This window comes from Limnobacter sp. (assembly GCF_036846585.1).
Taxonomy (GTDB): domain Bacteria; phylum Pseudomonadota; class Gammaproteobacteria; order Burkholderiales; family Burkholderiaceae_B; genus Limnobacter.
The window spans coordinates 38862-65242 of sequence record NZ_DAIUBR010000007.1 but is presented as its reverse complement, the minus strand read 5'-3'; the positions used below and the strand labels follow the sequence as shown (position 1 = coordinate 65242).

25 protein-coding genes are annotated in these 26381 nt (G+C 55.2%); 7 read left to right on the top strand and 18 right to left on the bottom strand.

What is annotated here, in order from left to right; all coding sequences use genetic code 11:
• Nucleotides 1-68: 68 nt before the first annotated feature.
• A complete protein-coding gene (locus tag V7028_RS05250; protein ID WP_334119052.1) occupies nt 69-1592 on the top strand; it encodes a flavin-containing monooxygenase in 1524 nt (507 codons plus the stop codon).
• Between the two features lie 41 nt (nt 1593-1633).
• Here V7028_RS05250 and V7028_RS05245 read toward each other — a convergent pair whose 3' ends face one another.
• Nucleotides 1634-2248: a hypothetical protein gene (locus tag V7028_RS05245; protein ID WP_334119051.1), complete on the bottom strand. Its 615-nt coding sequence runs from the start codon at nt 2246-2248 to the stop codon at nt 1634-1636.
• 145 nt (nt 2249-2393) lie between these two features.
• Complete coding sequence (locus V7028_RS05240) at nt 2394-2879, bottom strand: hypothetical protein (RefSeq protein ID WP_334119050.1); 486 nt, start codon at nt 2877-2879, stop codon at nt 2394-2396.
• Nucleotides 2880-3058: 179 nt separating this feature from the next.
• Between V7028_RS05240 and V7028_RS05235 the strand changes: the two genes are divergently transcribed.
• From V7028_RS05235 to V7028_RS05220, 4 genes are all read left to right on the top strand, one after another.
• The gene (locus V7028_RS05235; RefSeq protein ID WP_334119049.1) at nt 3059-3727 is read left to right on the top strand and encodes an exopolysaccharide biosynthesis protein; all 669 of its coding nucleotides are present in this window, start codon (nt 3059-3061) and stop codon (nt 3725-3727) included.
• A gap of 82 nt (nt 3728-3809) precedes the next feature.
• Entirely contained in the window at nt 3810-4418 is a 609-nt protein-coding gene (locus V7028_RS05230; protein WP_334119048.1) for a 2-hydroxychromene-2-carboxylate isomerase, read from the top strand.
• A gap of 2 nt (nt 4419-4420) precedes the next feature.
• On the top strand, nt 4421-6031 hold the full coding sequence (locus tag V7028_RS05225; protein ID WP_334119047.1) for a carboxyl transferase domain-containing protein: 1611 nt from the start codon (nt 4421-4423) through the stop codon (nt 6029-6031).
• Nucleotides 6032-6061: 30 nt separating this feature from the next.
• On the top strand, nt 6062-6859 hold the full coding sequence (locus V7028_RS05220; RefSeq protein ID WP_442918684.1) for an enoyl-CoA hydratase-related protein: 798 nt from the start codon (nt 6062-6064) through the stop codon (nt 6857-6859).
• 7 nt (nt 6860-6866) lie between these two features.
• Here V7028_RS05220 and V7028_RS05215 read toward each other — a convergent pair whose 3' ends face one another.
• Nucleotides 6867-7418: a porin family protein gene (locus V7028_RS05215; RefSeq protein WP_334119046.1), complete on the bottom strand. Its 552-nt coding sequence runs from the start codon at nt 7416-7418 to the stop codon at nt 6867-6869.
• A 213-nt stretch (nt 7419-7631) separates the two neighbouring features.
• Here V7028_RS05215 and V7028_RS05210 point away from each other — a divergent pair, with 213 nt between their 5' ends.
• Nucleotides 7632-9686, top strand: coding sequence for an acetyl/propionyl/methylcrotonyl-CoA carboxylase subunit alpha (locus V7028_RS05210; RefSeq protein ID WP_334119045.1), 2055 nt, complete (start codon nt 7632-7634; stop codon nt 9684-9686).
• 5 nt (nt 9687-9691) lie between these two features.
• A complete protein-coding gene (locus V7028_RS05205) occupies nt 9692-10612 on the top strand; it encodes a hydroxymethylglutaryl-CoA lyase (protein ID WP_442918686.1) in 921 nt (306 codons plus the stop codon).
• 6 nt (nt 10613-10618) lie between these two features.
• Here the strand turns inward: V7028_RS05205 and V7028_RS05200 are convergent, their stop codons facing one another.
• From V7028_RS05200 to gspG, 15 genes are read right to left on the bottom strand one after another with little or no spacing between them, the layout of a single operon-like run.
• Complete coding sequence (locus V7028_RS05200) at nt 10619-12526, bottom strand: sensor histidine kinase (RefSeq protein WP_334119043.1); 1908 nt, start codon at nt 12524-12526, stop codon at nt 10619-10621.
• Nucleotides 12523-13236 (bottom strand): response regulator transcription factor, encoded by a 714-nt coding sequence (locus V7028_RS05195; RefSeq protein WP_334119042.1) that lies wholly within the window; start codon nt 13234-13236, stop codon nt 12523-12525. Before V7028_RS05195 ends, V7028_RS05200 begins: the two co-directional genes overlap by 4 nt.
• 6 nt (nt 13237-13242) lie before the next feature.
• On the bottom strand, nt 13243-15150 hold the full coding sequence (locus V7028_RS05190; RefSeq protein WP_334119041.1) for a sensor histidine kinase: 1908 nt from the start codon (nt 15148-15150) through the stop codon (nt 13243-13245).
• 6 nt (nt 15151-15156) lie between these two features.
• On the bottom strand, nt 15157-15858 hold the full coding sequence (locus V7028_RS05185; RefSeq protein WP_334119040.1) for a response regulator transcription factor: 702 nt from the start codon (nt 15856-15858) through the stop codon (nt 15157-15159).
• Nucleotides 15855-17069 (bottom strand): type II secretion system inner membrane protein GspF, encoded by a 1215-nt coding sequence (gene gspF / locus V7028_RS05180; RefSeq protein ID WP_334119039.1) that lies wholly within the window; start codon nt 17067-17069, stop codon nt 15855-15857. Before gspF ends, V7028_RS05185 begins: the two co-directional genes overlap by 4 nt.
• Nucleotides 17070-17073: 4 nt before the next feature.
• Entirely contained in the window at nt 17074-18537 is a 1464-nt protein-coding gene (gspE, locus tag V7028_RS05175; RefSeq protein WP_334119038.1) for a type II secretion system ATPase GspE, read from the bottom strand.
• Nucleotides 18534-20858, bottom strand: coding sequence for a type II secretion system secretin GspD (gspD, locus tag V7028_RS05170; protein WP_334119037.1), 2325 nt, complete (start codon nt 20856-20858; stop codon nt 18534-18536). The genes gspE and gspD overlap by 4 nt, the downstream gene beginning before the upstream one ends.
• Nucleotides 20859-20884: 26 nt before the next feature.
• On the bottom strand, nt 20885-21616 hold the full coding sequence (gspN, locus tag V7028_RS05165; RefSeq protein WP_334119036.1) for a type II secretion system protein N: 732 nt from the start codon (nt 21614-21616) through the stop codon (nt 20885-20887).
• Complete coding sequence (gene gspM, locus V7028_RS05160) at nt 21613-22140, bottom strand: type II secretion system protein GspM (RefSeq protein WP_334119035.1); 528 nt, start codon at nt 22138-22140, stop codon at nt 21613-21615. The genes gspN and gspM overlap by 4 nt, the downstream gene beginning before the upstream one ends.
• Nucleotides 22137-23390 carry a type II secretion system protein GspL gene (gene gspL, locus V7028_RS05155; protein ID WP_334119034.1) on the bottom strand — a complete coding sequence of 418 codons (1254 nt, stop codon included), beginning with the start codon at nt 23388-23390 and terminating at the stop codon, nt 22137-22139. Before gspL ends, gspM begins: the two co-directional genes overlap by 4 nt.
• Nucleotides 23391-24341: a type II secretion system minor pseudopilin GspK gene (gspK, locus tag V7028_RS05150; RefSeq protein WP_334119033.1), complete on the bottom strand. Its 951-nt coding sequence runs from the start codon at nt 24339-24341 to the stop codon at nt 23391-23393. It lies immediately after the preceding gene.
• Nucleotides 24341-25021 carry a PulJ/GspJ family protein gene (locus V7028_RS05145; RefSeq protein ID WP_334119032.1) on the bottom strand — a complete coding sequence of 227 codons (681 nt, stop codon included), beginning with the start codon at nt 25019-25021 and terminating at the stop codon, nt 24341-24343. The genes gspK and V7028_RS05145 overlap by 1 nt, the downstream gene beginning before the upstream one ends.
• Nucleotides 25018-25392, bottom strand: a complete 375-nt coding sequence (gene gspI, locus V7028_RS05140) for a type II secretion system minor pseudopilin GspI (protein WP_334119031.1) — start codon at nt 25390-25392, stop codon at nt 25018-25020. The genes V7028_RS05145 and gspI overlap by 4 nt, the downstream gene beginning before the upstream one ends.
• Complete coding sequence (locus V7028_RS05135) at nt 25389-25898, bottom strand: prepilin-type N-terminal cleavage/methylation domain-containing protein (RefSeq protein ID WP_334119030.1); 510 nt, start codon at nt 25896-25898, stop codon at nt 25389-25391. Before V7028_RS05135 ends, gspI begins: the two co-directional genes overlap by 4 nt.
• The gene (gene gspG / locus V7028_RS05130; protein WP_334119029.1) at nt 25870-26331 is read right to left on the bottom strand and encodes a type II secretion system major pseudopilin GspG; all 462 of its coding nucleotides are present in this window, start codon (nt 26329-26331) and stop codon (nt 25870-25872) included. The genes V7028_RS05135 and gspG overlap by 29 nt, the downstream gene beginning before the upstream one ends.
• Nucleotides 26332-26381 lie beyond the last annotated feature (50 nt).

Here is a 26381-nt window from a genome sequence, read left to right as displayed (position 1 = left end):
CTCGCCACTATTCTCTCAACTGACAATACAAAAAGTCACATAGACGGTCACATAAGGGGAACAAAGCAATGAACAATCCACACGTAGACGTGCTGATTATTGGCGCCGGTTTGTCTGGCATCGGTGCAGCTTGCCACATCAAGCAAAACTGCAAGGGCAAAAGCATCAAAATTCTGGAGCGTCGCAAAGCGATTGGCGGTACTTGGGATTTGTTCCGCTACCCTGGCATTCGTTCTGATTCCGACATGTTTACTTTGGGTTACAGTTTCAAACCCTGGAAGGGCGAGAAAGTATTGGCCAACGGGCAGGAAATTCGCGAGTACGTGACCGAAGCCGCCAAAGAACACAATGTAAGCAAAGACATTCAGTTTGGTTTGAAGGTAACCGCCGCCAACTGGGATTCCCAAGCCAACCAGTGGACCGTGGAAGGCATTGTTGAGGAAACCGGCGAGAAGCAGGTGTTCACCAGCAACTTCCTGCTGGGCTGTACCGGTTATTACAACTACGACAAAGGCTACAGCCCCGAATTCCCTGGCATCAAGAATTTCAAGGGCACCGTGGTGCACCCACAGCAGTGGCCTGAAAACCTGGACTATTCCGGCAAGCGCGTGGTGGTGATTGGCAGCGGCGCAACTGCCATTACGCTGGTGCCGGCCATGGCCGACACCGCGGGCCATGTGACCATGTTGCAGCGTTCGCCAACCTACATCGCATCCATTCCTTCTGTAGACCCGGTTTCCGTGGTGTTGAAGAAGTTCATGCCCGATACCTGGGTGTACAACATTGGCCGTGCCCGTAACATCGGATTGCAGCGTTTGATTTTCAAGCTGAGCAAACAACGCCCACAAGCGATCAAGCGCCTGCTGTTGGGTGCAACCCGCGCACGCATGGGCAAGAACTTCGACATGAAGCACTTCACGCCCAGCTACAACCCTTGGGACCAGCGCCTTTGCGTGGTGCCTGATGGTGATTTGTTCAAGGTGTTGAAGAAAGGAAAGGCCGACATTGTGACCGATCACATTGATACCTTCGTTGAAAACGGGATCAAGCTGAAAAGCGGCCAGGTGCTGGAAGCCGACATCATCATTACCGCCACCGGGCTTGACCTGCAAATTCTGGGTGGCCTGACCGCAACAGTCGATGGCACGCCTGTGAACGTGGGCGAGGTGATGAGCTACAAGGGCGTCATGATGAGCAGTATCCCCAACTTTGCGATGGTGTTTGGTTACACCAATGCATCGTGGACCTTGAAAGCCGACCTGGCGGCTGAGTTCGTTTGCCGTGTGTTGAACCACATGGACAAGCACGGCTACACCCGCGTGGTGCCCAATGCCGAAGGTGTTGAAACCGACGACACGCCGATGTTTGACCTAGAGGCAGGTTACATGAAGCGTGCCGCTGACCGTTTGCCCAAGCAAGGCCCCGCCGCACCGTGGACCGTGGTGAACAACTACCTGGCCGACCGCCCGGTGTTGAAGAAAGGCAAGCTTGAAGACGGTGTGCTGGAGTTTGTGAGGGAAGGTTCTGCGACTGACAATAAAACTTCGGCCCGCAAGGTGCAGGCCAAGAAGGTCACCAAGCAGGCTGCTTGATAGAACGATTGGCGGCCAGCAAAATAACAGATTCTTTGAAATCAGAAGCCTCTGGAAACCTCTTTGATTTGCTGGCCGTCAACTTTAACCCACCCTTTTGAATCGCTGATTTTCACTTGAATCCAGCTTTCCGTAGTTGGTTGACTTGTTAGCTTCCAATGGCGGTCCGATTCTATTGGGCACGAATTGCTCTCATTCACGGTTTGCTTGATTGTTATCAAGCAGTTTCCCTCAGCCATCCACATCAGTAACGTAGGCTTATCATTTGCGGTAATCTTTTTCTCAACCCATGTGATTGATTCGTCGTAATACCGATCTGTTGGCAAGGTGTCGATTTCGCCAAACTCTCTGACCTGTATCGATAGATTTCCTTGCAGCTCGATTTGTCCCGCTTTCAGTGTGCGGGTAATCGCATGCTCAAAAGTAAGCGCCTGCTCTTTCGAAATAGATGCTTTGTTGGCAATCGCGGAGCCTGAGTCGGGGGATTCGCGCAGTTCAATTTGATTCGCGGTGGTTTTGTATTCCGGGCGACCTTCACCCACAAAGTTTTCATATACAAATGATTTTTGGGTGGCGGTAGGGTCTGCCGTACACGCGCTAATCGCCAGCAAAATGCCGGGGTAATAAATTTGAGATCCTTTGAATTTTGTCAGCACACTACCGCGGTTCTAATAGGCAACTTTCCGTCGCAATAATGTTTGGTCTGCATTTGAAGTCATGATGTTGAAGAGGGTGTAGGCCGAAGAGTAACAATTGCACCTAGGATTGCAAAAAGTTACCCTGGTCTGATGAATCCCTCATTTAGAACCCGCTTCTGTACCCCAAGCGATTTAACCCACGCGTACCACGCATGGCGCGTTCGCTGCGAAATTGCACGGCTTGTTCCATATTGCTTTCGCTGAGGTTACCACCCAGTGGTGTGTCGAACCCTCTGTTCAAACCCCGGCTGGCGCGTTGCGCACGTGCAGTGCGAAACTCGGCAACTTGTTCCTTGTCCACCTCAAATTCGCCGCCCAGGGGTGTTTCAAGTGTGCCGGTGTCGAAGCTGTCTAGGCTGCGGTTCAAGCCCAGCAGGTCGTCTCTGCCAATTGTTAGCAGGGCTTTGGCCAGCGGAAAATTGCCTTGTGTCCGAATTTCATCGCGCAGGGTGTTCACGGCCAGAATTTCCTCGCCGTTCACGAAGTAGTCGATGGGACGGGGCACATCGGGGAATCGTTCAGCCAAGGCGGGTTGGCCAAGCAGGGCGCTGGCGGCGATGGCGATGCAGGGCAATATACGTTTGAGCATGGCGACTCCAAGAGTGAGGGCGTCTTCATCATCTAGAGTGATGCTTTTGTGATTATCTTGTCCATCGGGCTTACCCTTCACTATAAATAGGTATTCCGTCCGTCGTTCTAGATGTGCCCGCTCGGCAGGCTTGCTCAATTTCGCCTAAGATTGAATGCCATGAATTCACCACCATTACTTTGAGCAGCCGAGCCAATTTAGACGAATCCCTGCAAGAACTGCCCTACGCTTGGCGGCGCGTGGTGATGTTCGCCGACAACATGGCCCAAGCCAGAGTGGCCGATGCCATTGGCCGTAGCCCCAAGCAACAGCTGACCTGGATCGGTTTGGCCGCTTTGCCGCTGTTGCTTCCCTTTGGAATTCCGGGTGTTGCCACCAGTTTGGGGTACGTTACTTTTCTGCTGGGTTTGGGCTATGCGCTGGGTTTTGGCATGCCAATCCCCAAGTCGATCGGCGAGAAACGCTTGCCACCCAAGGCAGCAGGCGTGCTGAAGAAGTTCCTGGGCGTGTTTATTCGCAGGGTGGCACCCCACAGCAAACCGCGTTTGTACGTGATGAGCCACCCACGCATGCGCCCGGTCAACGGGCTGGTGCTGGCTTTTGCGGGGCTGACCATGGCGGCACCTGTGCCTTTTGCTTCTTTCGACAATGTGCTGCCCGCCGCCGCCATGGTGTGCATCACCTTTGGTTTGCGGGTGCGTGACGGCAGGCTGGTGCTGGCCGGTTATTTGTTCACAGCACTGGCTGCCCTGCTGGTGGCGCTGTTGTGGTGGGGCGGTTATGCCGTGTTTTTGTGGGTTTCAAAGCAACCGTGGGTCAGCCAGTGGCTAGGTTGGCTTTTTTCCTGATAAGGCGCAAGCAAGCCCGTTAACTTCACGCTAACTTCGATAGAATCACTGGAACACCCCCAATCTGGAGCCAAAAAGCACCATGACTACCAAACAAACGATTGATTTCTATTTCGACCTGACCAGCCCCTACAGCTATGTGGCTGCCGAGCAAATAGAAGAAATTGCCGCCGCTGGCAAGCGCACCGTGAATTACAAGCCCACCCTGCTTGGCTTTGTGTTCAAAAGCACAGGCAACACACCGCCCATGATGAACCCCGTCAAGGGCAAGTATTCTGCGAAAGACTTTGCCCGCACGGCGCGCTTTCATGGCTTGCAAATCAATTGGCCCAAGAAATTCCCGATCAATGCCACCACCGGTTCACGCGCAATTCTGCATGTGTTGAACACTCAGCCCGAGAAAGCTGGTGCGCTGACCCGGGCCCTTTACAAGGCTTACTTTGTAACCGGGCAAGACATCACCGAGGACAACGTGGTGGCTGAGGTGGCCACATCAATCGGACTGGACGGTGCTGCCTTGGTGGCGGGTGCGCAAACCGATGCAGTGAAAGAACAAATGAAAGCCGCGGTGCAGGAATCCATCGACGCGGGCATGTTTGGTGCGCCGTATTTCGTGGTGGACGGCGAAGCCTTCTGGGGCCAGGACCGCATGGAGCATTTGCGCCGCTGGGTTGCACAGGGGCCATTCTAAACATGGCCGTGCTCGATTCCAACAACGTTAAAAACCGCCCCGACTTTGCTGCCAATCAGGCTGCATTGAAGAAACTGGTCGACGAGCTGAAAACCAATTTGGCCGTGGTGGCGCAAGGCGGTGGCAAACAGGCCAATGAACGCCACACCGCACGCGGCAAGCTGTTGCCCCGCGAGCGGGTGGCTGGTTTGCTCGACCCCGGTTCACCTTTTCTGGAACTGGCACCTTTGGCTGCATGGGGCATGTACGGTGGCGCAGCGCCCGGTGCCGGCGCCATTGCAGGCATTGGTCGCGTAAGTGGTGTGGATTGCATGATTGTGTGCAACGATGCCACGGTGAAAGGCGGCACCTACTATCCACTTTCCGTGAAGAAGCACCTGCGCGCACAGGAAGTGGCGGCTGAGAACAACTTGCCCTGTATTTATCTGGTCGATTCTGGTGGGGCCAACCTGCCCAACCAAGACGAAGTGTTTCCCGACCGCGATCACTTTGGCCGAATTTTTTTCAACCAGGCCAATATGAGCGCACAGGGCATTGCGCAAATTGCCGTGGTCATGGGCAGTTGCACCGCCGGCGGCGCTTACGTGCCCGCCATGAGCGACGAAGCCATTATCGTGAAAAATCAGGCCACGATTTTTCTGGGTGGCCCACCCTTGGTGCAGGCCGCCACGGGCGAAATTGTGAGCGCGGAAGAACTGGGCGGTGCCGATGTGCACACAAGGCTTTCCGGCGTGGCCGATCATTTGGCCGAGAACGACCAGCATGCCTTGGAAATTGCCCGCCGCATTGTGGCCAATTTGGGTCGCCCCGAGAAGCGCTACCCTTGGGCTTTGAGTGAAACCAAAGAGCCCCTGTACAGCGCCGAAGAAATTTACGGCATTGTGCCGACTGACGCCAAAAAACCGTTCGATGTGCGCGACATCATTGCCCGCATTGTAGACGGCAGCGAGTTCGATGAATTCAAGGCCCGCTTTGGGAGCACTTTGGTGTGTGGCTTTGCACGCCTGTATGGCATGCCGGTGGGCATTGTGGCCAACAACGGCATCTTGTTTTCTGAATCAGCCCAAAAGGGCGCGCACTTTATTGAGCTGTGCTGTCAGCGCAAAATTCCGCTGGTGTTTTTGCAAAACATCACCGGGTTTATGGTGGGCAAGAAGGTAGAAAACGAAGGCATTGCCCGCCATGGCGCGAAAATGGTGATGGCGGTGGCCTGCGCCAAAGTGCCCAAATTCACGGTGGTAATTGGCGGCTCCTTTGGTGCCGGCAACTATGGCATGTGTGGCCGCGCGTACAGCCCGCGCTTCATGTGGATGTGGCCAAACGCCCGCATCAGTGTAATGGGTGGTGAACAGGCCGCAGGTGTATTGGCCACCGTAAAACGCAACCAGATTGAAGCCAAGGGGGGCAGCTGGAGCAAGGAAGAGGAGGCCGAGTTCAAGGCACCCACCTTGAAGCAGTTTGATGAACAAAGCCAGCCATATTACGCCACTGCAAGGCTTTGGGATGATGGCCTGATCGACCCTGCAGACACGCGCCGCATTCTGGGCATGGCCATTTCCGCCAGCCTGAATGCAGATATTCCGGAAACAAAGTTCGGCGTGTACCGAATGTAATTCCAACAATAAAAGAACGGAGACACTGACGTGAGTGAACTGTCGACTGAAAAACCCGTGATTGAAACCCGCAAGGGAAAATCCGTGTGGTTAACCTTGAACCGCCCGCAAGTGAAGAACGCCATGAACGGCGAAATGATTGCCATGTTGGTCGAGGCCTTTCAACGTTTGGGCAGCGACCCCGACACCCGCGCCATTGTGCTGGCGGGCAACGGTGATGCGTTTTGTTCAGGTGCTGATTTGGGCTACATGATGCAAATGGCCCAGCAAGCCGCAAGTAACCAACAAAGTGGAATCACTCTCACAAGCTTGTTTCGCGGCATTGCCGAATGCCCCAAGCCGGTGGTGGCCCGTGTGCATGGCTTGTGCCTGGCCGGTGCAACTGGCCTGGTCAGCGCCAGCGACATTATTGTGGCCAGCAACAATGTGAAGTTCAGCCTGCCAGAAGTGAAGCGCGGTTTGATACCTGCCACCATCAGCCCCTACGTGGTGCAAGCCATGGGCGTGCAGGCTGCGCGCCGCTACTTCATTACCGGTGAAACATTCACGGCTGAAAAAGCCTGTGAATTGGGCATGGTGCATGAACTGACCACACCCGACATGCTGGACGCCAAGCTGGAATCGATTCTTGCAGAGCTTGGCAGCTGTGCACCCGATGCCATGGCAGCTTGCAAAAAACTGGTTCGGGATGTTTCCCGCATGGACATTTCTGCCGACGAAACACATGCTGAAGTTGCTGCACGCCTTGCTGCTGTGCGCGGCAGCGCCGAGGCAGCAGAAGGCATGATGGCATTCATGGAAAAACGCAAACCAGTGTGGATGAATTAGTGCTTGTTTAGAAGCGGTAAGAACCCGCGACATTTACACCGTCGATTTCAGCGCCTTCATCGCTGTAAAGGTTTTCGTAGCCAATTCGGAAGTTCAGAGGACCTGTGTTGTACATGACGCCAAATCCATAACCCAGGCCTGTTTCAGATGCACTGGCCTGAAAACCAGGGCCGCTGGCGGTCAGTTTGGTTTTGCCAGCACCGATTGAGCCATAAAGTGAAAAACCGGTGGTGATGATTGGTAAACGGCCAATCAGGTTAATGCCAAGGTAGTGGTCAAGTTCCATGCGAACATTGCTTTGGGTTGTGCCGCTGGTGCCCTTCAAAGCCTTGGCTTCAAGCCACACATTGTTCGTCAGGGGGATGCCTGCGTTGACACCGACTGCATCTGTTCTCCAGGTGGTGTCGGGAAGATTGTCGAATTTTATTTTCAACGAGGTGTGGGTAAGCCCGATGAATGGTGAAGGTTTGTGCGTTGCGTCTTGTGCAGAAGCGGGCAAGGCGAACAGTGTTGTGAAAGAAGCAGCCACAGCCGCTGTGAAGAAAGTTTTGATTTGCATCAGTTGAACTCGATTGATTGGAAAATGGAATGAAATGGGGCGTGGTGAACAAGAGATTTACAAACCACAGACTTCACTTGGTAACAAGCAATGGGCTGAAAGTTCGCTTAAAGGACAGTGTGGCCCGCATCGGTCACTTTTTGTTCGGCACGCCTGGTGGCGTGTGTGTTAATCCTATAATCAGAAAAACCCGGGCCCAGGACCCATTGCAAGATGTTCACCAAAATATTGATTGCCAACCGGGGCGAAGTTGCCCGCCGAGTCAACCGCACCGCGCAAGCCATGGGCATTCAAACCGTGGCTGTTTACTCCGCGGCCGATGCGCAAGCTTTGCATGTACAGGAATGCAATGAAGCCGTATGCCTTGGCGAACCCGAGGCTGCGCAAAGCTACCTGAACATCGACAAAGTGATTGCCGCTGCAAAGCAAACCGGCGCGCAGGCCATTCACCCCGGCTACGGGTTTTTATCCGAGAACGCGGCTTTTGCACAGGCCTGTGCCAATGCGCACATCACCTTCATCGGCCCCGGTGTGGAGGCCATCCGCATCATGGGCAGCAAAAGCGAAGCCAAGACCTGTGTACAACCCGCAGGCGTGCCGCTGATTCCCGGTTACTTTGGCGCAGACCAATCGCTGAATACCTTGCAGTTGGAAGCTGAACGAATCGGTTTTCCGCTGATGATCAAGGCGGTGGCAGGTGGTGGTGGCAAGGGCATTCGAATTGTGAACAGTGCTGGCGACTTGCAGGCCGCACTTGAAAGCTGCCAGCGCGAAGCCAAAAACGCATTTGGCGATGCCACCGTGATGCTGGAAAAGCAAATCATCAAACCGCGCCACGTGGAGGTGCAGGTGTTTGCCGACACGCATGGCAATGTGGTGCATTTGTTTGAAAGGGATTGTTCAGCCCAGCGTCGCCACCAGAAGGTGATTGAAGAAGCACCAGCATTCGGTCTTACCGAACAACAGCGCGAAGCCTTCGGGCGCACTGCAGTGCAAGTGGCCAAGGCTGTGAATTATGTGGGCGCGGGTACTGTGGAATTTTTGCTGGATGCCCGCGGTGAATTCTATTTCATGGAAATGAACACCCGCCTGCAGGTGGAACACCCGGTTACAGAAATGATCACCGGGTTCGATCTGGTGCAATGGCAAATCGAAATTGCAGCCGGTTTGCCGCTGCCAGCCACGCAGGAAACCATTCACATCGACGGTCACGCGTTTGAAGCACGCCTGTACGCAGAAAACCCCGAGCAGGGGTTCTTGCCGGCCATTGGTATGGTTGAGTTGTGGGAGGTACCGGATTCAATCGAGTTTCGCACCGGTACGCATGCAGGCCGAACCGCCGGTATTCGTTTGGACTCTTCCATGCGTTCTGGTCTTGCAGTGTCGCCGTACTACGACCCCATGGTGGGCAAGTTGATTACCTGGGCACCCACGCGCGAAGCGGCTTTGAACAAGCTGGCCGATGCCCTGGCACAATTGCGTTGTGTTGGCGTAAAAAACAACCTGGCTTGGTTGCGCAGTTTGTGCCTGCACCCGGAATTTGCAGCAGGTGGATACGACACAGGGTTGATCGACAGAATGACCATGAATACAAAAACCCCGGCAAGCAGCATTGAAACCCACACGGTGCAGGCCTTGGCTGGTTTGGCGCGCTGGGCCTTGCACAGCCAAATCAGGCACAAGAAAACCAGTGACCCGCTGGCCATGCTGGACGGGTTTTATTCCAGTGCGCCCCCGTTGCGCGAAGACCGATGGGCAGAACGCGATCATATTTTTGCGACCCATACCCACGTGGCTGCGCAAGGCGATGTTGTGCACATTCAGTGCCGCGAATTTGCATTGATTTGTACGTTGCACAACAGTGGCAATTTGATTGCCTTGCCCCGCTTGAAAGGCACCATCACAAATGGTGCGAATGCAGGCAGCGTATTTGATTTGATTTGGCACGGCGACAACCTCAGCGTGCACGTGGGCGCAGAACAAGCAAACCTGCAATGGCAAAACCCGGCGCACATTCACGCAGACCAGGGGCATGACGCACACGGTGTGGCCGCCCCCATGCCGGGCAAAGTATTTGCCGTGTTTGTGAAGGTGGGCGACACTGTGAAAAAAGGTCAGCCCCTGATCGGCCTGGAGGCCATGAAAATGGAACATACCCTGAATTCACCTTGTGATGGCGTGGTGCAAACCATTCCCCACCCGGTGGGTGATCAGGTGACGGAAGGCACAGAGCTTATTCATTTTTCAGACGACGCCAAGTCAACATGAGCATGATCAAACTTCCCACCCAAGTCACCCTCGTCGAAGTCGGTCCGCGCGATGGCCTTCAGAACGAAAAAACACCCATTTCCACAGCCATCAAAGTGGATCTGTGCAAGCAGTTGATCCAGGCAGGTATTCGCAGGCTGGAAGCAGCAGCGTTTGTGTCGCCGAAGTGGGTGCCGCAAATGGCCGATGGGGCTGATGTGTTGGCTGGTTTGAAAGCAATGCCAGTGCTTGAAAAATACAAAGTCGCCTACTCGGCCCTGGTGCCCAACTTGAAGGGCATGGAAGCCGCCATTGAAGCGGGTGTGCAGGAAGTGGTGGTGTTCACCGCGGCGTCGGAAGCCTTCACGCAAAAAAACATCAACTGCACCATCGCAGAAAGTATTGAGCGTTTCAAGCCGGTGGCTGAACTGGCCCGCGCGCACAATATTCATTTGCGTGGCTCTATTTCATGCGCACTGGGTTGCCCTTACCAAGGCGATGTGCCCATTCAAAGCGCGGCTGAGGTGGCCTTGCGCCTGCAGGGCATTGGCGTGCAGGAATTCGATGTGGCCGACACCATTGGCGTGGGCACCGCGCTACGGGTTAGCCAAGTGTTTGAAGCCGTGGGCCACAGCGTGGGGCTGCAACATGTGGCGGGCCATTTTCATGACACCTATGGGCAAGCACTGGCCAATATTTTGGCGGCACTGCAACTGGGTGTGGCCACCTTCCACAGCTCGATCGCTGGCCTGGGCGGCTGCCCTTACGCCAAGGGTGCCACAGGCAATGTGGCCACTGAAGATGTGGTTTACATGCTGCATGGCATGGGCATTGAAACCGGGCTGGATTTGAACAGGCTGGTGCAAACAGGTGCCTGGATATCCGGCAGCATTGGCAAGCCTTACATCAGCCGCGCAGGCCGCGCGGTGTGGAACAAGCTTCAGTAAGCAGCATCATTTTTTGCGCATTCTTGGAATGGCCATGAACACCCCCACGCCACGCTCCTCAATGCCAACGCCCGTGTACAGTTCAATGCGAATGGACTTTGCGCGTATTTTCATGTGCGCCAAGCCGCGTCCTCGGCCAAGCGTGTTGGTGGGCATGCCAATGCCATCGTCGCTGATGTTCAACAATACCTTGCTGTTCCCTTCATCCCACCGCACGCTCAATTCAATTTTCGACGCCTTGGCATGTTTCAGGATGTTGGCAAAAACTTCTTGCACAATGCGAAGCAAATCGAACAGGTCGCGCGAACTGTAACCCTCCAGTTTTGGAATGTCGGTCACGGTCCACAGCAAGGTCACCCCGCAGGCTTTCAATCGGCGTTCATATCGCCAGCGGAAATTGCCCAGCAGTGCCAGCAGGTCGTCGCTTTGCGGATCCAGCGAATCAATGGCCATGCGAAGGTCATCCAGACATTCCTGCAGTACCTCGCGCATTTCCTCTTGGCCCAGTGGCCGGGTTTCAGTCAGGTTCAGGGCCGACACAAGGCTTGATCCCACGCCATCGTGAATGTCTTGCATAATGCGCCGTCGCTCATCATCTTGTGTGCGTTGCTGTTCAATTTTGCGAAGCAGGTTGAATTGGTGAAACAGCTGTTGTTCCCGCACGGCCAGCTCTGAATTCAAGAATTCGTTGGATGTTTCGAGGTCTTCCAGCAACGACTTGTAACGTCGGAAGATGATCCAGCAAGCAGATACAAACAGCAAAATGCCCGTGTACTGTGACAGCAAAACCGATTCAACCGGCAAGGTGCCCAGCATGATGCTCAGGTCGCGAATGCTCAACAACACAAACAACATTGAACTGCACCCAAGAATGGCACCTTCGAAATTCTTGTGTTGCCAGGATTGGCCAAGCAGCATCAAATTCAAAACAAATATGACTGGAATAATGGGCAGTAGCAGCCAAAAAGTGAATTGCAATATTTCCTGGCTGCCAGCCCCGAAGGTCAACACGGTCACTCCGATGGCATACACCCACAGTGCCTTGCGAATCCACATCCGCTTCAGGCCCATGTATTGAATCAGGAACAGGCCGTACAGGCATGCAAACCATGCGTGCAGGCTGTGAACCAGTTGCCCCCATTGTGCGTGTGGAAGTGGGGTCCAGTTCAAAAAATAACCCGTGTTGCGCAGGGCAAAAATGATCACAGCCAGGCTGAGGAAAAAGAATCCTTCCTGTTCGCGAAAAACCTGTGCAAAAACCAGCAACAACAAACCGCTGCAGAAAGCCACGAGCGTGGCCAGCATCGAGCCGGTAACCTGCCAGCGGTAAGACGAGGCATAAAGCGGTTCAAGCAATTCACTTGGGCCCAACCACACACGGCCCAAGCCGCTGCGGTAGTTTTTGTAGCCAGCCACCTGGATCAATAGCACATTGTTGTTCTGGTTCAACAGGGCGGGGGAAAACTGAAACAGATAAGGGTAGTTCCAGTGGCGTGCAATCTCGCCGCGCATCGAACCATGCCCGCCGATCCAGTGGCCATTCAGGTACGCGTGTGCGTTCATGATCGCTTTGGGCATGAACAGCGCGTCGGGTTTGGGTTTCGCCGGGTCGAGGCGGAACTCGATCTGGTACCAGCCTTGCCCCTCGAAATTTTGCTGTGTCACATCCCAGGAGTCGGGAAGAATGACTGTTTTCTTCCCGCTTCGCTGCAATACTTCTTCTGCTGTAAGGTCTGGGTTGCCGGAAAACAGTACGCGGGCGTGGTCAAGCAGATAACCAGATTGCCGTGTGCTGTCATTGCCCAATGCATGTAGGGGTGCGTTGAATGTGCCCCACAATACGATGAACAGGCTCAGCATGAATAGCAGGGAGAATCGCCAGGCGAACCAGGTATCGGTGGTTGTTGGCTTCAAAGGTCGAGAAGCCCAAGCATGGTTGCTTCGTACACTGCTTCTGAGCGGCTGTGTACGTGGAGTTTCTTGTAAATGCGTTTCACGTGGGTGGCCACGGTGTGGGTTGAAATACCCATTTGTCCTGCAATTTCATGCGCGGTGAAACCACGCGCCACTTGCTGCATTACGGTCAGTTCACGGTCTGTGATGCAGCATGCTTTCCGGGTTTTATCAAGGTCGGCCATGGCTTGCACGTGGAGATGTTCAGTGATACTTTCTTGCTGGATCTTGAACAGCAGTTGCCGTGCAATCAGCGGGCTGATGGGCGAACCGCCGTTGGCCACTTCCAGAATGTGTTCGATTAGTTGGTCACTGGAATAGTCTTTCAGCAAATAACCACTTGCGCCGGCTTCAAGGCTTCGAACCACGTGGTCTTCATCGCCAAACGTGGTGATCACCAAACATTCTGTTTCTGGTTTGTTCTTGCTCGACCAGTCAATGATCTCAATGCCCGATGAGTCTGGCAAACCAAGATCAATCAACACAACTTTGGGGCTGGTCATGAACAGCAGGGAATAGGCGTCCTGCGCTGTGCTGGCCACGCCCAGCAGCTTCAACCGGGTGGATGATTCGATCACGCGGACCAGGTGATCCTGGGTTGCAGGTTCATCCTCGACCAGGATCACGCCGAAAGGCTTTGATTCAAATTGATCCAGGTCTTGCGCGTTCATCGGTGGTCAGGTTTGAATGGTCAACGGTAATTTGAGCAGGTATCGAGTGCCAAGCCCGGTTGCGGTTGACATGTCGATGCTACCCCCCAAGCTGGCCGCACGTTGCTTGAGGTTGTTTAAACCTCGCCCTGCGTGCTGAGCGTCCAGTTCAAATCCTACCCCGTTGTCCAGTATCTGCACACCCACATATTTTGGTCCCCTTGACACCTCCAGGCTTACTTCGGTGGCCTGCGCATGCTTCAGGATATTCGTGAAAATTTCCTGAACAATACGCAGCACATGCAGGCAGTTGCGCGCATCCAGGTAGGGAATTGCAGGAATGTCTTCATCAATTGCCCAATGCAGTCGAATGCCGGCACTTCGCATGCTGTCTGAAATCCGGTAGCGAAATGCCCCCAGCAGGGTTGTCAGGTCTTGCTCAATGGGCTCAAGCGAATCAATGGTCAATTGCAAATCCCGCAACCCCGATTCAAGCAGATTCAGCGTGTTTCGTCTGTTGAAATTAGACGATTGCAGGTGGTGAATGGCTGCCACAAGGTGTGCGCCCAAACCGTCGTGCATGTCGGCCATCAAGCGTTGCCGCTCAGCCATTTTTACTTTGTCTTCATCAATTTTCTGAAGGCGTTGATACTGCTCGGCCAGTTCGGCTTCACGTTCCATCAACCGGCCTTGCAGCGTTTCGTTGAATCTGTCAGATTCTTTCAGCATGTTGCTGTAGCGCTCGATCAAAAAATAGCTCATCGCAAGAAACATCGCGATGCCCATGTACTGGTTCAAAAAGTATCCGTCGAACGGCTGGATACCTGCCAGAAACAGGAGGTCTGACACGCTGAGCGCCATGAAACACAACAAACCAAATCCAAATGCATGGGGCGCCAGTGACTGTTTGCTGTTGCCGTGAAGCACCAGCAGATACACGTTCCAGGTGTACATGCACAGGCCCAGAACCCCGTAGTAGGCCACCAAGCGAAGCGCCCAGTTTTCATTGATCAGCAACAACACCGGAAAGCTGAGGGAGTAAGTCCACCATATTTTCCATTCCAGCCGCTTTCGCGACACCTGGCAGTACAACAAAATCAACAGCACAATCAGGCTTGCAAACAGCAGCAAACCGCCTTGCGTGATCTGGATCCAGGTGCCGTGCCCAACTGGAGGCACTGTGGTCAGAAAGGCAAGGTTTCGAACCCCCCACAAAAAGCAGGTGGCGGCCAGCAGCATGAGCAAACCGCTGCGCGATTTTCCCATGCCAATGAGAATGCTCAGCACGATGCCCGCACCCAACACAAAAGCGGTGCTCAGGTAGACCGAGGTAACTTGTACTTCGTAGCGTGAACGGTAGGCTTCCCGCAGGTTTTCGTCGGAACCCAGCCATACCGAGGATAAACCGGCCAGGTAATCCGGAAAAGCGCGCACCTGGATTGCCACCGTGTTTTGACCGGTTTGAACCATATGGGGGCCAAGGTTTACAATCTGCGGCCGGTTCCAGTTGCGTTCAGCAAATTCACCGGTCATGGGGCCAAAAAAAGCAATCCGTTCGCCATTCAGGTACACCTCGGCATTCATGGCGAATCGCGGAATGTAAAGTGCCTCCAGCCTGTTTTCGGGCAGGGTTGTGAAGTCGAATTCATACCAGTAAAAGCCGCCTGGGCTGCTCAGCATGTGGTCGATGCGGTGGGGCAGTTGCACCCGCAAGGCCTGTTCCAGCGCTTTGGGTGGGCGGGTTTTGTATGCGGCCTGTTCGGAAAACCGGGCGACTTTGACTTCAAGGGCGCCGGGGTCTGTGGGTGTGGCTTTGGAAATTTGATAAAACAGGATGGCAGCGCCCGCCAAGGCGATCAGTGTGGCACATACATAAAACAGGCCGAGTCGTTTCAACCAGCTTGGGTTTGCAGGGGGGGCGTCAGCCTGGGCCATAAGTGCCTAGCAGTCTTTTAAATTGATCAAACCCAGGGCATTGGCGCGGTGCACCGCGCTGGTACGGGAATTCACTGCCAGCTTTTTGTAAATGCGTTTGATGTAAGTGCTTACCGTGTTGATGGACACACCAATTATTTCAGCAATCTCAGCCTGCATGAAACCCTTGGCCACCATTTCAAGCACCTGTTGTTCTCGTTCCGACAAGGGGGTGAATTCAGTGCCCGTCACTTTGCTGGCGGGCAGGGTTGTGGATCCCCTGAACCGATTGAGCAGGCGGCGCGCAATCACCGGGCTGATGGGTGATCCACCCGCACGCAGTTGTTTTAACCGGTCCAGAATGTCGGCGGTGCGGGTGTCTTTGGTCAGGTAGCCGGTGGCCCCGGCTTCAATGCTCGACATCACATGTGATTCATCACCAAACACGGTGAGCACCATGCTCTCGCAGCCAGGCATGTGCTGATGAATATGGCGGATCAATTCGAGCCCGCTGCCGTCGGGCAACCCAAGGTCAACCAGCACCACATCGGGTTGAAGTTCTTGCACGGCTACCATGGCCTCATTCAGCGTGTAGGCTTGCCCGAGCAGCGCCAGTTCCGGGTGCGTTTCGATGGCTTGGCGAAGGGCCTGTTGAATCAGTTCGTCGTCATCCACCAACATCACACGGATCACATCCTCGCCAGTTTCCTTGTTGGTTTGAATGTTCATTGAATCAGCTGGTTGACTTCAATAATCGGCATCATCACGGCCAGCACGATCAGCAACACAATCAGACCCATCACCAGAATCAGAATGGGTTCCATCAGGCTGGTCAGCCACATGGCCTTGCGTTCCACTTCGGTGCGCTGGCTTTCCGAGGCGCGTTCCAGCATGGCGGCCAACTGGCCTGTCGCTTCACCGCTGGCCACAAGGTGTGTCAGCACGGGTGGAAACAAGCCGCTTTTGCCCATGGCCTTGCTTAAACCACTGCCTTCTTTCACGCGTTCCTGCACCTCGACCATGGCCAGTTGCAGCGCACTGTTGCCCAGTGTGCGGTTGGCTGCAGCCAATGCTTTTAATATGGGTACGCCACTGCCCACCAGAATGGACAGGGTGGATGCCAAACGCGCGGTGTTTACAGCGCGGATGAAGGGGCCCACCACGGGAATGGTCAGCACGGTTTCGTCAAACTTCAGTTTGAAGACCTTGTTTTTCAGGGCATTGCGGAACAGATAAATTGCAAGCGCGATCACCAAGGCCATTAACCAGCCCCAGCTGCGCAACAGGTCCGAAAGGGCGATCATCACCACCGTGATGGTGGGCAATTCCTGATTGCTGCTTTCAAACACCGACACCACTTGTGGCACTACATAGGTCAGCAGGCCAATCACCACCATCAATGCAACCAACGTCACAATGGCGGGGTAAATGAATGCAGCGCTTACTTTTTGTTGCAAGGCCTGGCGGGCTTCCAGCGCATCGGCCAGTTTCGATAACACACCGCCCAGATCTCCGGTGTTTTCACCAGCGGCCACCGTGGCCACATACATTTCCGGAAATGCTTTTGGGTATTGCGCAAGGGCCTGGCTTAAGGGGGTACCTGAAACAACTTCGGAGCGAATGCTGTTGATGCGTTCGCGAATCAAGGGTTTCTCGGCTTGTTCCACCAGCGCGGCCAGGGCTTGCGCTAGCGCAAGGCGGGCTTGCAGCAGGCTGGCCAGTTGGCGGGTCAACAGCACCACTTCACGGTTGCTCAGTTCTCGGTCAAAACGCCCGGCTTTTTTGCCAGTCATTTTGGCGCTGCCCACTTCCAGCACCTCGATGGGGGTCATGCCCTGCATGCGCATCTGGTTGCGTGCGGCGCGGGGTGAGTCGGCTTCCATCGAGCCTTTGACTGTTTTTCCTTGGGCGTTCAACGCCTCGTATCGAAACACGGCCATGGTATTAGTCTCTGGTCACGCGCAGCAATTCTTCCAGCGTGGTGGTTCCACTTTCAACCCAGCGCTGGCCATCTTCACGCATGTTCTTCATGCCTTTGGCCTGTGCGCGCTGGCGCATTTCCGCTTCGGCGTTTTCGTTGTGCACCATGGTGCGCAATTCATCGTCGATGGTGAACAATTCGTACACACCTGTTCGTCCAATGTAGCCTGTGTGGCTGCATTGGTCGCACCCGTTGGCATGCCAGTGGGTGTGGCCCTGTTCATCCAGCGTGCTTGTTTTGCAATTCGGGCACAGGCGGCGTACAAGGCGCTGGGCCAGTACGCCCAACAGGCTGGACGACAGCAAAAACGGCTCTACGCCCATGTCGACCAAACGTGTCACGGCGCTGACGGAATCGTTGGTGTGCAGGGTGGCCAACACCAGGTGACCAGTCAGCGAGGCCTGAACCGCAATTTGTGCAGTTTCAAGGTCGCGAATTTCACCAATCATGATCACGTCGGGGTCTTGGCGCAAAATCGCGCGCAAAGCCTTCGCAAAGGTCATGTCGATTTTGGCATTCACCGGGGTTTGGCTGATGCCGGGCAGGTCGTATTCCACCGGGTCTTCCACTGTCATTACATTGGTGGTGGACGAGTCAATGCGCGACAGCGCGGCGTACAGCGTGGTGGTTTTGCCTGAGCCTGTTGGCCCTGTCACCAGAATAATGCCGTGTGGCATGTTGCACAGGCGGTCCATTTCTTTCAACGTGTGCTCGGGCATGCCCAGGCGGCTTAGTTCCAGCCGACCTGCTTCCTTGTCGAGCAAACGCAGCACCGCCCGTTCGCCGTGGCCTGTGGGCAGGGTAGATACCCGCACATCCATGGGCTTGCCACCAATGCGCAGGGTAATGCGGCCGTCTTGTGGCAGGCGTTTTTCGGCGATGTCCAGGCTTGCCATAATCTTGATCCGGGAAATCAGCGCGGAATGCAACTCACGGCGGGGCTGCAACACATCGCGCAGCGTGCCATCCACACGAAAGCGCACGGCCGAATGGGTTTCAAACGCTTCAATGTGAATGTCTGAAGCACCATCGCGGCTGGCTTGCGTTAGCAAGGCATTGATCATGCGGATAATGGGCGCGTCGTCTTCGGTTTCCAGCAGGTCTTCCACGGCGGGAATGTCTTGCATCAACTGGTCCAGATCCAGGTCGCCAGCCACTTCATCGGCCACTGCGGCCGCGCTGGTTTCCTGGTTGGAATACGCCTGGTTGATTGTTTTTTCCAGCACCACTGCGTCTTCGCAAAACACCCAGTCAATGGGGCAGGGGGCCACGCGTTGCGCTTCAATCAATGCATGGCTGGGTGTGCGCGGGCTAAACGCCAAACGCCACAATTCACTTTGTGCGTCCAGACACAGTACCTGGTTTTGCCTTGCAAAGCCGTAATGCAGCCTGCCCACCGTTTGTGGGTTGAAGCGCAGCTCGGTCACGGCTTGTTACCCCCGGTGGGCCCTGTGCCCAGGTTGGAATTGATTTCCTTGTTACTGGATGAGCTGGCACGCGGAATCACCAGAATGCGGCTGCTGGGTGTCAGGTTGATGCTGTCCCCATTGCCTTGCACGGGTTGTGGCTCACGCGCAGGCAAAACGGGTGCCTGCATGTCGGGCAGGGCAAAACGTTTCTCGGGCTGGTTTTGCTGTTGCAACTGGCGCATGTAGTCGTACCGGTTGGTCACAATGCTTTGCGCCTGGTCTTCGTTGCGTACCACCACGGGCCGCAAAAACACCATCAGGTTGGTTTTCTGGCGGCGCCGGTTGTCGTAGCGGAAAAACTGCCCCAGCACGGGCACATCGCCCAGGCCCGGCACTTTTTCTTCGTTTCCGGTAACACGATCCTCAACAAGGCCGCCCAGCACAATGATGTTGCCACTTTCAACCAGCACATTGCTTTCAATGGACCGTTTGTTGGTGATGATGCCCGACACGTTGGTGCTGTCCACCACGGAACTGACTTCCTGAAAAATACCCAGCTTCACAATGCCGCCTTCCGACACCTGGGGCTTCACCCGCAGGGTCAGACCGACGTCCTGCCGCTCAATGGTTTGAAACGGGTTTACTGTCGCGCCGTTGCCGCCACTGTTGGTGAACTGCCCGGTGATGAAGGGCACGTTCTGGCCGATTACGATTTTGGCTTCCTCGTTGTCCAGGGTCAAAATGTTTGGCGTTGAAAGAATGTTGGCGTTGGCTTTGCTTTCCAGTGCGCGGGCCAAAAAGCCCAGGTTGGAAATGGTACCAATGCCGGGAATGTTCACCTGCCCGTCAATCACCCCAATGTTCAAGCCCCGGCCCACGGAACCCAGGTTGGCCGCAGCCCCCAGAATGTTGCTGCCAGAACCGGGGTCGTTGAAGTTGGTGCCCCCAATAACACTGACACCGTCACTACCCACACCCGACAGACCTTGAAACTGGATGCCAAATTCAGCAGCTTTGTCGGTGGATACTTCAACAATCAGCGATTCAACAAACACCTGCGCGCGGCGTACATCGAGCTTCTCAATGATGGAACGCAGGTTGCGGTAAATCGGTTCCGGCGCAGTAATGATGAGCGAATTGGTTGAGGGGTCGGCCTGCACGATGCCGCCACTGTTCAGTTCAACATTGCCAGAGGCTGCACTAAGCTGTCCGCTGGAAGTGCCCCCACCCAGTGATGAACCCAACCCGCTGGAACCGCCCCCCAAGCCCGGGCTGCCGTTGGTGACGTTGCGTGTGCTGTTGTTGGTGTTCGATGTGTCGCCTGCACCGCCACCCAGGCCGCTGCCTGATGAAAGTGAACTGGATGTGGTGTTGTCTGAAATCGGGCTGCTGCTTAGCACAGCCTGCAGTGTTTTTGCCAGTTTCGCGGCTTCGGCGTTTTTCAGGTACACCACCCACACATTGCCCGGCTGTTTGGTTGGTTGATCCAGTTTGGCGATCAGTGCCTTGGCCAGGTTTAACCGGGCCTTGCTTGGCGTGCGTAGCAGCAGTGAATTGGTACGAGGGTCGGCCATCACGGAGAGGCGCTGGCCTGCGTCTACCGCAGCGCCGGTGCCACGGTTGCCTTCGTCCAGCATACGGCCCAGAATGGCGGCCAGGTCCACAGCAAGTGCATGCTCAAGGTTAACGATTTGCAGATCGCCGGAATAGGGGCCATCAATGCTGGCAATAATGCGGGCAATGCGTTGCAGGTTGTCGGCGTAATCGGTAATGACCAGTGTGTTGTTGTTGGGGTAGGCCGCAATTGTGTTGTTGGGTGCAATCAAGGGACGCAACACTGGCACCAGTGCAGTGGCTGATTCATAGTTCAGCTGAAACACCTGCGTTACGATGGCATTGCCGCTTTGGTTCATTGCCTTGCGGGGGTCTACATTGTTGTCGGCCTGAACTTTGGCATCGTTTTCGGGCAGCACACGGGCCACACCACCGCTTTCAACAATGGTGAAACCTTGAAGGCGCAACGCAGCCAGCAGTGCATTTTTCGCATCCCTGGCGCTCAGTGGTTCAGGCGATACCAGTGAAATGGTGCCCCGCACGCGCGGGTCAACCACAAAGGTCTGGTTGGTGAATGAACCGATGGCACGCACCACAGCGTCAATTTCGGCATTCACGAAATTCAGGGCAAACTTGTCTTCCTGGCTGTTTTGAACGGGTTGTTGCCTTTGCGAATTCAGGTTTTGCGCATGGCTGGCAAGCCCCAAACCCAATCCCATCGACATCAGGGCAAGGTTCAAAAATGAGCGTTTCAAGCGCCACGTGTGTGCAGTGTTCAAGCTCACTGTTCCTTTTGTTTTTGTTGCTGTCATCAAAATACACCCAGGCGATATCGATCACCCTCAAGTCGTCCCATCTGGCTGAGCAGCCCGGTCAACGCCTCCTTGCTGCGTTCCTGTGCACTGGCATACCCATTGAATACAAATCGTTGTCCGTTTGTCCACTGCCCACTTCCCTCAAGCATCAAGGGGCCTTTGTTGGTAGCCAGTGTCATGTCTATCCTTGTATCAGGGTTTCCTGTCACGGTGATGACATATTCCCCCAATGGCCGAATGCTGGCCAAAGCCGATTGCGCGTCCAGCCATTTCAGTGTGGCTTGCAAACCGCCCCCACTTTGCCATGCAGCCCAGCTTAACTGCAACAGGCCTTCCGGTCGAATGGTATTGAATGGCGCGCCCGTTGCCCCCAACCACGATGCAGGCATGCGAAGTTCTCCGCCATCTACAGTAATACCTTCGCCGTTGAATCCCAGATGCAGCGGAGCAACCAATTTTGGGTGTTCCACAGCAATTGTCAGCCAGTTACCGCCTTGGCCAAATTTCAGCCGCCATTGCACAGCCTCAGGTATGGAGTAAACACGGGCACCGTCGGACAGCCCCAGTTGCATTTGCCCAGCCCAAACCGAGCCACTGCTGCTCAACACCTGAACCTTGCCCCCGCTTGCCGTTTCAATCTTCCCCGCAACGGCATAGACCGGGTAATTCCACACCAGCACGGCCAGCGCAATCAAGGCAAAGGGCCAAAGCTGACGAATCCATCTCATTTCGCAGCGCCCGGGTTGCCCTGGGTACCCGGTAGCAGGGTTGCATAGCCTTTCACCACGCCAGCTTCCACTTTCTCAACTTCAGCCATATTCAGGGTCAGGCTTGAAATGGCCTCTGCACGCGCCACCCAGGCCAGAAAACCGCTGGCTGACACATTGTTGAATTCCACGCGAATGTCGCCTTCTTCAGTGCGCACAAGGTTCGCCTGTTCGGTAATGCCCTGTTCATCCAGCAGTTGTTGCAACCGGGCCTGCAAATCGCTTTCAGGCACCACCACGCGTGAACGCGCGCCACGCAGGGCTTCCAGGTCTTGGGCCGCACGCATAACCTGCCCCGCCTTGTCCACCAGTGCGGCCTGATTGGCCGGGGCTTGCTGCACGGTCAGCAGGGCGGGTTCAATCAACACAAACCAGGCAATCAACACAGCGGCCAGTGAACCGCCGTGGGTCACCAACTTGCGTTCGCGCGTGTTTAACTGGTCGAGCCGGTTTTGTAATTTGTTCACAAGGGAAGCGGCTTTCATCGCGTGGCTCCCTTTTTCACTTGCAACACAGGCAAATTCGATTTCGCACCGGTCAACCACTTTGCGTCCAACCTGCGGGCCTTCAGTTTTTGAAGGGCTGCTCCTTGCTGTTCTTCCGTTACGTTTGCATTAAAGCGCACGCTTAGTGTGTTGTCGGCCCAGGCGAAATCAACCATGCTGTTAAAGGGTGCCTGGTCCATGGCCTGGCCTACCTCGTGCAGCAGGGCGCTTAGTCCTTGTGCATTGCTGGTGTCCAGTCCTGCATTCAGGTTGCGTTTCTCGCGTTCAATCAGCAGCAATGGGTCTGCCACCATGGGGATGTTGGGCAAAGCCTGCGTGTAGCTTTCGGTAATTTGTGTTTCAATCGCGGCGTTGGCGCGCTCGGCCTTGAAAGCCAATGCATTCAAGCCCAACACAGCAACCGCAGCCAATACCAGTGCAGGGGTTAAAAGCTTGCTCAAGCCACCTTGGTTGGCCATGGGGCGCATGCCCATTTTGCGAAGTTCATCGGCGCCCAGCAGGCTTTTGGTCAGCAGGCGGGGCAGGGGTTCAACGGGTGCGCGGTCAGTGGCTTGAATTTTGTTCTCGCCCAGTGCACCGTCCACCTGGCTGTGCAACCACGCATGGTCGTTGCTGCTTAGTTGAATCATGGGTGCCCCAAGCTGTTGCAAACGGCGCTGCAACATCACTTTCAGCACGGCGGGCTGGCCAGTCGGGGTTAGCAAAGGGGTGTCAATTCCATCGACCAAAATAAAATCTTGCCCGCTTAACCAGGCCGCGCCCTCACTGCCGGTGCGTTCACGCAGGGTTTCACAGCTTAAGCCCGCCAGTTTCAATCCGTGTTGTGTGCACGTGCTTACAATGCTGCGTGCCCGTATTTTTCCCAACACCGCCGCCAGTCTCGCGCCGTTGGCGTGGCTGGGTAAATTGGACCACAGGCTGACATGGTTTTCTTCGGGTTCGTTCAGCAGGTACGGTTCAACCAGAAAGGGCAGGGCCTCTTTCAACTTGGCGCCTGATAATTTCGGGGGCACCACGGCAAACAGGCCCAGCTCGGTGGGGTTCACCAACACCAGGCAAGGCAGGTCTTTGGGCAGTTTGTTCAGGGCTTCGTCACCACCGTGAAGTTTGTCGCCACTTCGTGCCAATACTTCATATCGAACGCGAATGGTTCGGCCTTCTTCTTCGGCTCGGGTTTGGTCCAGGGCCTTGGGCCACCAAATCACCAACAGGGGTTGGTTGTTGTTCAATTATTGTCTCCACATCACAAACACGCGTTGGTCGCGCCGCTCGAGCAATGCCCGCGTACGGATCAACGCTTCCTCCACCTGCGCAGTGCCTTCTACCAGAAAGTAATTGCTGTTCACTGTTATTAAATCATTGTTTATGGTCACATTCGCGTTCAAGGCACTGCGAATGTCGGCCACATTGCGGAATGTGACCCTTTCGCGCTGGGCCAGCAAGCGTTGTGCATCCCCAAAGCTGATGTCTTCAATGATTGAATACAGCACTTCGGCCGATGCAGTGTTGGCGTTCACCGCGGTGGCCTTGGGCAGTATCACCACGTAGGGCCGAAGCTGATCCCAGGTTTCCTCTGAAATTCCGTACTTGCCCCGAAATTCTTCCCAGCGCAGTGCCGCAAGCAAAGGCGGCTCGTTGGGGTTAATGCCTTGTTCCTCGGGGTTGGTCAGTTTGGGCATGAACATGCTGTTCAGTGTTTGAACCAGCAAGGCGCGTTGATCGCCGGGCACACTGAGTAAATCGCACAGTTTGGTAAAACCGTTCAGCCACATCAGCTGGCGCGCGTTGTCGGCACCCAGGTTGCGCAGGTTAAAGCGTCCCTGCGCGTCTTCAATGCGCCCTGTCAGCACCACCTCCCTGTCATCGGCCTCGGTGGCATTCTCTTCTTTGCGCAACAAGCCTTCATTGATCCGGCTTTCGGCCAGTGGCACTGCCCAGGGTTCGGTCAATGTGTCGGTAGTGGACACACGGGCATCTTCGCGCAGAATGACCCTGGCCCAGTCCACGCCACTTCGGCTCACCGCGTCAGCCTGGTCGCGTGCTGCAGCCACTGAAATGGTTTTCGCGGTGGCAAACAAATTCCAGATCAAGGGGCTTACCGCCAAGGTGCACAGCACCACAATGAACAGCGCCATCACCACGGCAGCACCTTCTTGTGGCTGGTTCTTCCTGTTTGTCATCAGTACACCCCGCCGGTCAGGAACACACGGCTTACCGCCTGGTTGTTGGGCTGGGTCAAGCTGATTTCTACAGCCCGTACCAGGCTTTGCACGGTTTGCGCCTGGGGTATTTCCGGGGGTTCGCCATCCACGGGCGGCTGGTTGGCTGGCGCCCCTGTGTTCAGTTGCAAAGCCGGGCCTTGCAGTTCAAGGTCGCTGCGTTCTTGTGCAGCGTGGTTGCCGAAAATGACAGGGCTGGTCCAGCCGCCGGGTTCACGCAACAGGCGCACCTGCAAACCACGGGTGGCAATGGGCTCGCTAATGGAAGGTTGGTCCGGGTTCAGTTCACGCCGTGCAATGCGAAGCAGGCCGTTTTCGTTCAGAATCCACTCCACACGCTCCCGGTAAGCGGGTTCACTGGTTTTGCGTTGGGTGTACTGAATCAACAGGCCGTTGCCGGTCACCTCCACCAAATCGCTGTCTGGCGTGGGTGGTTCGGTGCTTAATTCCAGTGCGCCCAGGTCTTTTTCAAGCTGGGAAAAAACCGCGCTGACGGTTTGTACTTGTTCGTCCACCTGGGTAACCCGGTTGGCCGAACGCAGAACCTCTTCCAAGCCTTGCCAGGACAAAATGGAAATTACGGCCACAATGCCCAAGGCAATCAGAACTTCCAGCAATGTAAAGCCGCGCTGGTTGTTCATGGTGCGCTGCTCAGAAAAATCACCAACCTGGCCAACTGGTTGCCCGCATCGCCTTCGAATGCATCTTTCACCTGCACCTCAACCCGTCTGAAATTCGGGTTGGGGGTGTTGGTAATTTCAACCAGGCAGGTGAAACGGAAGTTGCCTTGCGGGCAAGCGTGCTGCGCCGTTTGCGCACTGGGGAATACGCCCGCCACGCGAATGAAGTTCGCCGTGTTCTTGGCGCTCCATTGTGCGTACTGGCGCTTGATCATGTCGTCTTGCTGAATATTCAAGTTGCCAGCTGCTTTCAGGCAGGCGATCAGCGCCACGGCGATAATTGTCATGGCAACCAATGCTTCAATCAGGGTGAAACCGCGCTGCGCATTCATAGGCTTTGGCTGTTCCTGTTCAGCACCGTGTTGGGTTTGCCCACCCGAAACACGCCGCTGGCCTGGCTTTCAAGTACCACCTGCACCTGGTTGCGCTGAAGCACAATGGCCTGCCGCGTCAGCCCGGCCTGGCTTTCAAGGGTCAGGAATCTGTTTTCCAGACCTTCATTGATCAAGGTCACCTTGAATGGGCCGTTGTCCCACTGGCGCGCGCGCAGCATGGGCTCGGTGCTTACAGGTACCCAACGGCTGCCCGTGAATTCTTCAAAGGTGTAACCCTCATCCCCGGCCACAAAACGAATGTCTTTGGATTTCAAGAGCGATTCTTGTTGCGCAATACGCAGTAACTGCGAGAGCTTCTTCGCGTCCGCCTCAAGGTAATTTGAATCGCCAGGCGTGCCCCGAACCACAATAAGGCCGGCGGCGATCGACAGCACGACGATCACCACCAGCAATTCAAGCAGGGTGAAACCCTGCTTAGAGGCTCCAGGAACCAATGTCGGCATTCACGCCCTCGCCACCGGCTTTGCCATCTGCACCAAAGCTCATCACATCCACTTCGCCATTGATGCCGGGGCTCAGAAACTGGTAATTGCTGCCCCATGGATCAACGGGAAGGCGCCCCAAATAACCACCCTGCTTGTAGTTGCGGGGTTGGGGTTCGGTTGTGGGGCGCTCGACCAAGGCTTGCAGGCCTTGCTCGGTCGTGGGGTAACGGCTGTTGTCCAGGCGGTACAAATTCAGCGCCTGCATAACGGATGCGATGTCCTGTTTTGCCGCCACGGCACGGGCTTCGTCGGGGCGGCCCATGATTTTCGGCACCACCAGCGTGGCCAGAATACCCAAAATCACCACCACCACCATGATTTCGATCAGTGTGAAGCCCTTGCTCAGGCGTTTTCCCTGAACATGTTTTTGATGCAAATTTGATTTTTTCATAAACAACCGTAATAAAGATCCAAAATTATCCTTGTCGAAGGTTACACCCA